Below are 11,457 nucleotides of genomic sequence, written 5' to 3'. Positions count from 1 at the left end.
AGCGCGCCGCCGATCGTGCGGCGGCGTACCTCATTTGAGGGATGAGCTCCCTCGCGCCCACGCCCTAGGCTCGAGGTGCGGCAAGCCGAGGGAGCGGGTAGGGAGGACGGCGATGGTCCTGCCAACCCGGTTGGTGATCGGGTCTGTCACGTGCCTGATCGTCACGGGGACACTCGGCGCGGGGGCCGCGCCTCCCGGGCCGGCGCCCAGCAGGCAGACATCGTCTGTCCTGGTGAGCCGGGTCGCCGACCCGGGGGAGCCCCGCTCGCCGGGTAGCGTGGCGGGCGTCGGCCGAGGAGCCCAGGGGGCCGCCGATGTCGCCCGGGTCGTCTCTTCGTCGGGGTGTGTGCGATCGGTGCCGGCCGGGCCGGCGAGGAAGCCGCACGGTGCGGTGAAGGTCACCGGCCGACTCGACGTCGCGGTGGCCGAGCACCCGGCGGGCACCACGTTCTGGGTCACGCCGGGCGTGCACCGCTTCGGCTCAGGGGAATACGACAGCGTGGAGCCCAAGAAGGGCGACGTCATCGTCGGTGCACCTGGTGCCGTGCTGGACGGGCAGCACCGCAACCACTACGCCTTCGTCGGGCACGCCACCGGTGTGCGGATCAGCCACCTGGTCGTGCAGAACTTCGGCACCTCGATCACCGACGACTTCAACGAGGGCGTGGTGAACCACGATGCCGGCCACGGTTGGCGGATGCGCGCCCTCACGGTCCGGGACAACGCCGGCGCCGGGGTGTTCCTGGGCAGCGGTGACGTGCTCGCCCGCAGTTGCCTCAGCGGCAACGGGCAGTACGGGTTCAGCGCCTACGAGGACCGCGGCGTGAGCAACGTGCACCTGATCGGCAACGAGATCGCCGGCAACGACACCGCTCGCTGGGAGGAGCGGCAGAGCGGCTGCGGCTGCACGGGCGGCGGGAAGTTCTGGGCCACCCGCAACGCCGTCATCCGGAACAACGTCGTGCACGACAACATCGGCGTCGGCGTCTGGGCCGACACGAACAACACCGGCTTCCTGATCAGCCACAACACCTTCAGCGGCAACGCCGACGCGGGCGTCGTCTACGAGACGAGCTACAACGCCCGGATCGTGCACAACGTCTTCGTCCGCAACGCTCTCGTGGGCGGGCCGGCCGACCCCGGCTTCCCGCACGCCGCGCTCTACCTGTCCGAATCCGGCGCCGATCCTCGTGCGGGCGGCCGCTACGGGAAGACGCTGATGGTCGCGCACAACCGCTTCCGCGACAACTGGTCGGGCGTGGTGTTGTGGGAGAACGCCGACCGGTTCGCGGGCTCGCCGGCGAACTCCAGCACCGGGATCAGCACGCTGGTCTCCTCCCAAGCGAGCGTCGCGGCCTGCGGCACGCCGTCCCGGGTGGACAAGAAGCCGCTGATCGACGACTGCCGGTGGAAGACCCAGCACGTCCGGGTGGTGCACAACCGGTTCGCGTTCAGTGCGGCGCGGGTCGGGCACGGTTGCGCGGCGAACACCGGCTGTGGCTACAACGGGCTCTTCTCCAACTACGGCAGCTACCCGTCGTGGTCACCGTTCCAGGGCACCGTCGTGGAGGACCACATCACGTTCGCGCAGGACAACAGGTTCGCCAGCAATCGGTACGTCGGAGCCTGGCGGTTCATGGTGCACGAGCAGGACCGGGTGGTCGGCTGGGCGACGTGGCGCGCCGCGCCGTACGGGCAGGACAAGGGCAGCGTGCGTCGAGGCTAGGTCGACGACCGGCGGCAGGTCGTGCGCGCCCGCACTTCCCCCGGCCGGCGGCCGGAACTGACGCCTCGACCCACCGGAAGTGACGCCTCGACCCACCGAACGTGACGCCTCGCCACCTGCGACACCGCGTCACAGCTGTCGCTACCAACCAGTAGCCAACGCGACGACCGTCACATACTCTCGGTACATGAGCGCTTCGAACCCGGATCGTCGGCCTCTCGTCGAAGGCCCGCGTGATCCCGAGCACGACCCCGCGGCGTCGTACGCCCTCGAGCCCGACTACGTCGGTCGGCTCACCGCCCGTGTGCTGGCCAACTCCGGGCGCACCCACGAGGTGCGCTCGCCGATCGACGGCGCGCCGCTGGCCCACATCCCGCAGTCGACGGATGCCGATGTCGAGGAGGCCTTCCGCCGCGCCCGCGTCGCGCAGGAGAAGTGGGCGCGCACGCCGGTGGTCGAGCGCGAGCGGCTGCTGCTGCGCCTGCACGACCTCGTGCTCGACCGGCAGGACGAGATCCTCGACCTGATCGTGCTGGAGTCGGGCAAGGCGCGCAAGCACGCCTTCGACGAGCCGCTGCACATCGCTCTCACGGCCCGCTACTACGGCCGCACCACCGCCAAGCACCTCGGCAGCGAGCGGCGCGCGGGCGTCATCCCGGGTCTGACGCGCATCGACGTGCATCACGTGCCCAAGGGCGTCGTCGGGGTGATCTCGCCGTGGAACTACCCCTTCACGATGGCGCTGTGCGACGGGCTCGCGGCGCTCGCCGCCGGCAATGCGGTGGTGGCCAAGCCCGACGCCCAGACCATGCTCACGGCGCTCCTCGGCGCTGAGCTGCTGGAGCAGGCCGGCTTCCCGCAGGATCTGTGGACGGTCGTGGCCGGCCCCGGCCCCGAGATCGGGTCCAGCATCATCCAGCGCGCCGACTACATCTGCTTCACCGGATCGACCGCGACCGGCAAGGTCATCGGCCGGCAGTGCGCCGAGCGCGTCATCGGCTGCTCGCTGGAGCTCGGTGGCAAGAACGCGATGCTGGTCCTGGCGGACGCCGACGTCGAGCGCGCCGCGGAGGGCGCTACCCGGGCGGTCTTCTCCAACACCGGTCAGCTCTGCGTGTCGATCGAGCGGCTCTACGTCGCCGATGCGATCTACGACCGGTTCGTGGAGCGCTTCGTGGCCCGGACCGAGGCGATGACCCTCGGCGCGACCCTCGCGTGGGAGAACGACATGGGGACGCTGATCAGTCAGGCGCAGCTCGACACCGCCGTCGCGCACGTCGAGGACGCGGTCGCCAAGGGGGCGCGCGTCCTGACCGGCGGTCATGCCCGGCCCGACCTCGGCCCGTTCTTCTTCGAGCCGACCATCCTGGAGGGCGTCAGCCCGGAGATGGTCTGCTTCGGCACCGAGACCTTCGGTCCCGTGGTCTCGATCTACCGGGTCACCAGCGAGGAGGAAGCGATCGAGCGCGCGAACGACGGCGAGTACGGCCTCAACGCGGCGATCTACAGCCGAGACACCGCCCGCGCCCGCGCGGTCGCGACGCGGATCAAGTCGGGAACGGTCAACATCAACGAGGCGTTCGCCGCCAGCTTCGCCAGCCTGGACGCGCCGATGGGTGGCTTTCGTCAGTCGGGCATGGGGCGGCGGCAGGGTGCCGAGGGGTTGCTCCGCTACACCGAGACCCAGGCGGTGGCGACCCAGCGGCTGCTGCGCTTCGGTCCGATGCTCGGCATGTCGGACGAGGGCTATGCCAAGACCATGACGCTGGCGCTGCGCGCGATGAAGGCGATCGGCCGTGCCTGAGCCCCGGGTGACCAAGCACTACGACGTCCTGGTCGTCGGCTCCGGCTTCGGCGGCTCGGTCAGCGCGTTGCGACTGACCGAGAAGGGGTACGCCGTCGGCGTCCTCGAAGCGGGCGCTCGACTGCGTGACGAGGACTTCGCGAACAACTCCTGGGACCTGAAGAAGTTCCTCTTCAACCCGGCGCTCGGCTGCTACGGCATCCAGCGGATCGACCTGGTCAAGGACGCCTTGATCCTGGCCGGGGCCGGCGTGGGTGGAGGATCGCTCGTCTACGCCAACACGCTCTACGAGCCGCTCGACGCCTTCTACCGCGACCCCTCCTGGGCGCACATCACCGACTGGAAGGCGGAGCTGGAGCCCTACTACGACCAGGCCAAGCGGATGCTGGGCGTGGTCGTCAACCCGCACATCACGCCGGCGGACGAGATCATGCAGAAGGTGGCCGCCGAGATGGGCGTCGCCGAGACCTTCCACCGGGCACCCGTCGGGGTGTTCTTCGGGCCGGACGGCGCCGCCCCGGGGACGACGGTCGAGGATCCCTACTTCGGCGGCGAGGGTCCCGCCCGCAACACCTGCCTGCAGTGCGGCGAGTGCATGGTCGGCTGTCGGCACAATGCGAAGAACACGCTGGTCAAGAACTACCTCCATCTCGCCGAGAGGAACGGCGCCGAGATCCACCCCCTCACCACGGTGACCCGGGTGATCCCGCGCGCGGGCGGCGGCTACGAGGTGCACGCCCGCTGGACCAAGGCGAAGCTGTCGCGGCGTACCGCCGTCAAGGTCTTCACCGCCGACCAGGTGATCTTCAGCGCGGCGGCCATCGGCACGCAGCGGCTGCTGCACAAGCTGAAGGCGACCGGCGACCTGCCCGACATCTCCGACCGGCTCGGCATGCTCACCCGGACCAACTCCGAGGCGATCCTCGGCGCGATCGCGCCGGATCTCTCCGTCGACTACAGCCGCGGTGTGGCGATCACCTCCTCGATCCACCCGGACGCGGACACCCACTTCGAGCCGGTGCGCTACGGCAGGGGGTCGAACGCGATGTCGCTGCTGCAGACAGTCCTCACCGACGGCGGTGAGGGTCGCAAGCTGCGCTGGTTGAAGGAGATGTGGGCACAGCGCCGCAACATCGGTCGGCTCTACGACCTCAAGCACTGGTCCGAGCGGATGGTCGTGCTGCTGGTCATGCAGGCGCTCGACAACTCGATCACCGTCATCCCCAAGAAGACGCCCTTCGGCTGGCGTCTCACGTCCAAGCAGGGGCACGGCCTGCCGAGCCCGAGCTGGATCCCGGCCGCCAACGAGGGCGCACGACAGATGGCGAAGGCGATGTCGACGGACGCGGGGGAGGGGTACGCCGGCGGCACGATCGGCGAGCCCTTCAACATCCCGATGACAGCTCACTTCATCGGCGGCTGCGCCATCGGTGACTCGCCGGCCACCGGCGTCGTCGACCCCTACCAGCGGCTCTACGGGTACGACGGCCTGCACGTGGTCGACGGCTCGGCGATCTCGGCCAACCTGGGGGTCAACCCGTCGCTGACGATCACCGCCCAGGCCGAGCGGGCGATGTCGCTGTGGCCGAACAAGGGCGAGGCGGATCCGCGGCCGGCCGTGGGGGCGGCGTACGAGCGGGTGGAGCCGGTCCAGCCGGCCAGGCCGGCCGTGCCGCCGACCGCTCCGGCGGCGCTGCGGCTGCCGATCGTGGGCATCGGCTGAGCCGCAGAATTTTCTTCGCAGATTTTTCTGCGGTCGGCGTAACCGGGTCTGTCACCCCTCGTTGGAGTGGCAGACCCGGATTGCTCCCTCCCTTCATGTTCGGGTCGCTCGGTCCAGGCGCTGTCCATCAGTTGCGTGGACCATCAGGGCCCGGCCACCCTCCCTCCCCGGCCGGGCCCTGGTGCATTTCCCGGCGCCGGCGCAGAGGTCGGGGATCGGCGGGCAGCGGCCGGCGGGCAGGGACCGGTGACGGTTCGGTGTGGTGCGACCTGCGTCGATAGGATTCGGCCATGACTGACGCCGCTGCGCAGCCCGAGCACGATCTGGTCCTCGTCGTCGACTTCGGTGCGCAGTACGCGCAGCTGATCGCGAGGCGCGTTCGCGAGGCCCGGGTGTACTCCGAGATCGTGCCGCACACGATGCCGGTCGCGGAGATGCTGGCCAAGCAGCCGAAGGCGATCATCCTCTCCGGCGGCCCGAGCTCGGTGTACGAGGAGGGTGCCCCGGCGATCGACGAGAACCTCTTCACGGCCGGGACGCCGGTCTTCGGGATGTGCTACGGCTTCCAGTTGATGGCTCGCGGCATGGGCGGCACCGTGTCGGCCACCGGCGCGCGCGAGTACGGCCGCACGCCGCTGACGATCGCCACCGGTGGGACGCTGCTCGCCGACCTCCCGGCGGCCCACAACGTCTGGATGTCGCACGGTGACTCGGTGACGGCGGCGCCCGAGGGCTTCGCCGTACTGGCGTCGACGGCGGTGACGCCCGTGGCGGCGTTCGAGAACGTGGACAAGGGCCTGGCCGGCGTGCAGTGGCACCCGGAGGTGCTGCACTCCGAGCACGGTCAGCGGGTGCTCGAGCACTTCTTGTGGGACATCGCCGGCTGCCGGCAGACCTGGACGATCGGCAACATCGCCGAGGAGCAGATCGAGCGCATCCGTGAACAGATCGGCGAGGACGGCCGGGCGATCTGCGGTCTGTCGGGCGGCGTGGACTCAGCCGTCGCGGCCGCCATCGTGCAGCGAGCGATCGGCGACCGGCTGACGTGTGTGTACGTCGACCACGGCCTGATGCGGCAGGGTGAGTCCGAGCAGGTCGAGCGCGACTTCGTGGCCGCCACCGGCGCCAAGCTGGTCGTCGTCGACGCGGAGAAGCAGTTCCTCGACGCCCTCGCCGGCGTGAGCGAGCCGGAGACCAAGCGCAAGATCATCGGCCGGGAGTTCATCCGCTCCTTCGAGGGAGCGCAGGCCGACATCATCCGTGATGCGCCCGAGGGCACCACCGTCGGCTTCCTGGTGCAGGGCACGCTCTACCCCGACATCGTGGAGAGCGGCGGCGGCGCCGGCACGTCGACGATCAAGTCGCACCACAATGTCGGCGGCCTCCCCGACGACCTCGAGTTCGAGCTGGTCGAGCCGCTGCGCACGCTGTTCAAGGACGAGGTCCGTGCGGTCGGCGCGCAGCTCGGCCTGCCGGCCGAGATCGTGCAGCGCCAGCCGTTCCCCGGCCCCGGGCTCGGCATCCGGATCATCGGTGAGGTGACCCGCGACCGGCTCGACATCCTGCGGCACGCCGACGCGATCGCTCGCGAGGAGCTCAGTGCTGCCGGTCTCGACGGCGACATCTGGCAGATGCCGGTGGTGCTGCTGGCCGACGTGCGGTCCGTGGGCGTCCAGGGTGACGGCCGGACCTACGGGCACCCGATCGTGCTGCGCCCGGTGACCTCGGAGGACGCCATGACCGCCGACTGGGCCCGGCTCCCCTTCGACCTGGTCGAGAGGATCTCCACCCGGATCACCAACGAGGTGCGGGAGGTCAACCGGGTGGTGATCGACGTGACGTCGAAGCCGCCGGGCACCATCGAGTGGGAGTGAGGGCCTCCTCCCTCAAATTGGGGTGACTGCAGCCTGAACGCGGCGTCCGGGGTGCACGCACCCCGAGAGTCGGTGCAAGGGCCCCGCTCGGGGGCTGTGCCCGACCGGGGAGGACCTCGTGAACGCTGCTCGGCTCCGTGGTGAGCGTGGCCATCTGCGCGACCGCCTGCTCGTCCTGACCACCTCGCTCACGCTCGGCGTCGTCGCGGCGCTGACCCTGACCACCGGCCAGGCCGCGGCGACGACGGCTGGCGGGCTGACCTACTCCTGCAGCTATGACGTGCTGGGCTCGAACGTGCCGACCCCGGTGGTGCTGGACAGCGACCTCCCGGCCGTCTCGGGGGTGAGGAACCCGCTGAACATCACCACCTCGATGACGCTGACGATGCCGGCGAGCGTGGCGGCGAAGATGGAGGCGTTGCCGGGCTTCAGGACCGCGCAGCTCTCGCCGGACGGTGCGAGCGACGGCGTCAGCGAGACCTACATAGCGCCCACCGGCCGTACGCCGGTGACGGCACACCCCGTGCTCTCCGAGCTCGCCCAGGACGGGGACGGCGACGTGCCGTTCAGCGGGATGAGCCCGGCGCCGTACGCGATGAACCCCGGGCCGAGCGTCCCGGGCACCTACTCCCTGGTCGTCGGCGCCCTGTCCTTCCAGCTGCACGTCGACGCGACCACGCCGGTGACCTACCAGGTCAGCTGCCAGCCGCCGTCGGTGGACGTGCTGGTCGACACCTTCAGGATCACCGCGCCCACGAGCACGGCCGTGACCGTCACCGGCACCTGGACCTACGGCGACACGCCTCCCGGAGCGACCGCGACCGTCACCCGCACGGGAAGCACATCCTCATGGCCCGCCGTCAGCGGCAGCGTCCAGTTCTACGCCGACGGCGACCCCGCGGGGGCGGCGGTGCCCGTGACCGGCTCCGGCGCGGCGGACCTCGCGCACCTGCCGGCGCTCGAGCCCGGTGACCACCAGATCAGCGCGGCCTACTCACCCGACGCCGCGAGCCCCTATCTGGCCAGCACGTCGACGGCCAGCCCTGTCACGATCGACATCGGCACCTCGATCGTCGTCGTCCTCGCACCCTCCGCGGCGGTGGAGATCGGTGACGCCGCCAGCGCCACGGCGACCCTCACCGCGAGCGACGGCAGCACCGTCCCGGGTCAGGTCACCTTCACCGTGGCCGGCACCACCGGGGACCCGGTCCCGCTGACGGACGGGAGCGCCACGATCCCGCTCCCGACCACGTCGAAGGGGCGGTACACGGTGACGGCGAGCTACCCGGCGAGCGGTCTGTACCGCGCCAGTACGGGCAACACGACGACACTGGACGTCGGCGTGGCGGCCACCACGACCCGGCTCGAGCTCGACCGGTCGTCGGCGTCGTACGGCGAGCCGGTCACCGCCTCGGTCATCGTGTCGAGCGCGCACCAGCCGCCGGCCGGCTCGGTCACGATCTCGGTGGGAGAGCACGCGACGACGGTGCCTCTCACCGGTGGTCAGGCGCAGCTCACGCTGCCGACGCTGCCAGCCGATGACTACCAGATCCACGCCGTCTTCACCCCGACCGATCTCGAGGCGTTCGGCACCAGCGACGACACGGCAGCGCTCACCGTCCTGCCGGATGTCACCACGACCGCGCTGGTCCTCGACGCCGCGGCCACGCCGTACGGCGAGCGGATCACCGCGACCGCGACCGTCACCGGCGGCCCGGCGACAGCGCTGGGGACGGTGACGTTCACGGTCGGTGGTCGCAGCGTGAGCGCCACGGTGGTCGGCGGCCGAGCCCGGGTGGTGCTGCCCGTGCTGAGGCCGGGCAGCTACCAGGTCCTTGCGACGTTCGTGCCGGCCGCGGGCAGCAACGTCGGGCGCAGCACCTCGGCCCCGGCCCGCCTGACGGTGAGGCGCGACGCCACCAGCATCCGGCAGCGCGTCAGCACGTCCCGACACCGCACCCGGCTGGTCTGTGTGGTCAACGTCGTCGCTGCGCACGGCACGCCTGTCACAGGCCGCGTGCGCGTGACCCTGAGGCAGCCGGGACGGGGACACAGGTCCACGTCGGTGCTGCTCGAGCGAGGCGGCCGGACCGTACGGTTCCGTGGGCTGGCCAGGCACGGCAGCTGGAGCGTGGTGGCGACGTACGCGGGGAGCGTGACCCTGGCGCCCTCGACCGACAGGGTGCGCCGCGGCAGCACCTGACCTCGGACGCACGGCGGCCCGACGCTGTCCGAGGAGTGGCGACGGGCCGTGACCGGCGCCACAGCGCGGGACTAGGGTGATCGGGCCGACCTCGCCGTCGAGAGGACCACCGATGTACCCGGGCACCTGGGCCCAGCAGACGCCCGACAAGCCGGCGCTGATCATGGCCGGCTCCGGCCGGGTGCTCACCTACGCCGCGCTCGACGACCGCAGCCTCCGGCTCGCACGGCACCTGCGCGCCAGCGGTCTCGAGGTCGGCGACGGGATCGCGATGATCAGCGACAACAGGCTGGAGACCTACGAGGTCTACTGGGCGGCGATGCGCTCGGGTCTCTACATCACCGCTGTCAACAGCCACCTCTCGGCGCCCGAGGCGTCCTACATCGTCAGGGACTGCGGTGCGAAGGCGCTCGTCGTCTCCGCCGCCCTCGCCGGGACAGTCGTCGACCTGGAGGTGCAGGTCGCCGAGCGACTCGTCTTCGGGGGCGCCCTCGATGGGTACGCCGACTACGAGGCGGCACTGGCTGCCGCGGGCGACGAGCCGCTCCCCGAGCAGCCGCACGGTGACGACCTGCTGTACTCCAGCGGCACGACCGGCCGTCCCAAGGGGATCAAGCCGCCGCTGCCCCAGATCGCGGTCGATGAGCCGGGCTACCTCTACCCGACGGTGTTCGGGCAGGCCTACGGCTTCGGACCGGACACCGTCTACCTCTCGCCCGCACCGGTCTACCACGCCGCACCGCTGCGCTTCGTGGGCTCGGTCCACGTCGCCGGGGGCACCGCGGTGATGATGGAGCGCTTCGATGCCGAGGCGGCCCTGGCGGCCATCGAGAAGCACCGGGTGACGCACACCCAGATGGTCCCGACCATGTTCGTGAGGATGCTCAAGCTGCCGGAGGAGGTGCGGGCGGCGTACGACGTCTCCAGCCTGCGGTGCGTCGTGCACGCGGCGGCGCCGTGTCCGGTCGACGTGAAGCGCCGGATGATCGCGTGGTTCGGGCCGGTCATCGAGGAGTACTACGCCTCCACCGAGTCCAACGGTTCCACCATGATCGACTCGAGGACCTGGCTGCAGCACCCCGGCTCGGTCGGCAAGCCCCTGCTGGGCATCCCGCACATCGTCGGCGCGGACGGGACGGAATGCGCCGCCGGCGAGATCGGCACGATCTACTTCGAGCGCGAGAAGCGGACCTTCAGCTATCACAACGACCCCGGCAAGACGCGTGCCGCCGAGCACCCCGCCCACCCGAACTGGACGACCGTGGGCGATCTGGGCTACCTCGACGAGGACGGCTTCCTCTTCCTCACCGACCGGCAGGCGTTCATGATCATCAGCGGGGGCGTCAACATCTACCCGCAGGAGATCGAGGATCTCTTCGCGCTGCACCCGGCGGTGGCCGACATCGCCGTGATCGGGGTGCCGGACGAGGAGATGGGGGAGCGGGTCGTCGCCGTCGTCCAGCCGGCACCGGGCGTGGTGGGGGACCAGTCGCTGGCCGACGAGCTCACGGCGTACGCGCGCGAGCGGATCGCGCGGTTCAAGGTGCCACGGGAGATCCACTTCCGCGACGACCTGCCCCGCACCCCGACGGGGAAGATGGTCAAGGGCAGGCTCCGAGACCTGTACGCCGCCACGACCTGAGCGGCCTGTCGCCACCGCGATCGGGAGCCGCCACGCGGCCGGACGCGGGTGGTGCGCCTCGATTTGGCAAGGTCGACCGAAGTGCGTACTGTTCTCCGAGTCGCCACGGGCGGCGGGGAGCAAGACCCGGTTCCGGGTCGGGCTTCCGGCCTGGGGCTGGCCACCCTCCTTCAACTTCTTCACCGGGTTGAGACGTGTGCTCATGGAGCAGGCGTTGAAGATCCGGTGCTGGGGTGCGGGATATGGGTGTGGAGACTGGAGCGGTTATCGCGAAATTGCGGGACGCGGTTGGTTTCGGCTAAAGTGGTTATCATTGCGGCGGAAACGAAAAGCGCGTAACGCGAAATTGCGGGAAGCGAAAGTCTCCGGTAAGGTACTGCCAGGCGGTAAGGCGCCGGGTAGGATAGTGCAAGCCCCGTAGGGGAGATGCTCGTCAGGGTGTTGATCCGCGGTGCGCGTGTGATTCTTGAGAACTCAACAGTGTG

Annotated in this window: 6 protein-coding genes; all 6 read left to right on the top strand. The window is 70.4% G+C overall.

The window, feature by feature from the left end:
* Positions 1-346 precede the first annotated feature (346 nt).
* A complete protein-coding gene (locus P5P86_RS17665) occupies positions 347-1,726 on the top strand; it encodes a right-handed parallel beta-helix repeat-containing protein (RefSeq protein WP_280608757.1) in 1,380 nt (459 codons plus the stop codon).
* 187 nt (positions 1,727-1,913) lie between these two features.
* Positions 1,914-3,530 (top strand): succinic semialdehyde dehydrogenase, encoded by a 1,617-nt coding sequence (locus P5P86_RS17660; RefSeq protein WP_280608756.1) that lies wholly within the window; start codon positions 1,914-1,916, stop codon positions 3,528-3,530.
* Positions 3,523-5,253 (top strand): GMC oxidoreductase, encoded by a 1,731-nt coding sequence (locus P5P86_RS17655; RefSeq protein ID WP_446724910.1) that lies wholly within the window; start codon positions 3,523-3,525, stop codon positions 5,251-5,253. Before P5P86_RS17660 ends, P5P86_RS17655 begins: the two co-directional genes overlap by 8 nt.
* Positions 5,254-5,543: 290 nt before the next feature.
* Positions 5,544-7,127 carry a glutamine-hydrolyzing GMP synthase gene (guaA, locus tag P5P86_RS17650; protein ID WP_280608755.1) on the top strand — a complete coding sequence of 528 codons (1,584 nt, stop codon included), beginning with the start codon at positions 5,544-5,546 and terminating at the stop codon, positions 7,125-7,127.
* Positions 7,128-7,245: 118 nt separating this feature from the next.
* The gene (locus P5P86_RS17645; protein WP_280608754.1) at positions 7,246-9,330 is read left to right on the top strand and encodes an Ig-like domain repeat protein; all 2,085 of its coding nucleotides are present in this window, start codon (positions 7,246-7,248) and stop codon (positions 9,328-9,330) included.
* 112 nt (positions 9,331-9,442) lie between these two features.
* Positions 9,443-10,972: an acyl-CoA synthetase gene (locus P5P86_RS17640; protein ID WP_280608753.1), complete on the top strand. Its 1,530-nt coding sequence runs from the start codon at positions 9,443-9,445 to the stop codon at positions 10,970-10,972.
* Positions 10,973-11,457 lie beyond the last annotated feature (485 nt).

It is taken from the genome of Nocardioides sp. BP30, from assembly GCF_029873215.1.
In the GTDB taxonomy this organism is placed as follows: domain Bacteria; phylum Actinomycetota; class Actinomycetes; order Propionibacteriales; family Nocardioidaceae; genus Nocardioides.
The sequence above is the reverse complement of the archived record's forward strand: the minus strand, read 5'-3'. Positions and strand labels throughout refer to the sequence as shown.

What these genes read in the sequence shown, in the direction of transcription:
- P5P86_RS17660 (WP_280608756.1), top strand. Translation starts at nt 1,914, where the DNA reads ATGAGCGCTTCGAACCCGGATCGTCGGCCTCTCGTCGAAGGCCCGCGT.
- guaA (WP_280608755.1), top strand. Translation starts at nt 5,544, where the DNA reads ATGACTGACGCCGCTGCGCAGCCCGAGCACGATCTGGTCCTCGTCGTC.
- P5P86_RS17640 (WP_280608753.1), top strand. Translation starts at nt 9,443, where the DNA reads ATGTACCCGGGCACCTGGGCCCAGCAGACGCCCGACAAGCCGGCGCTG.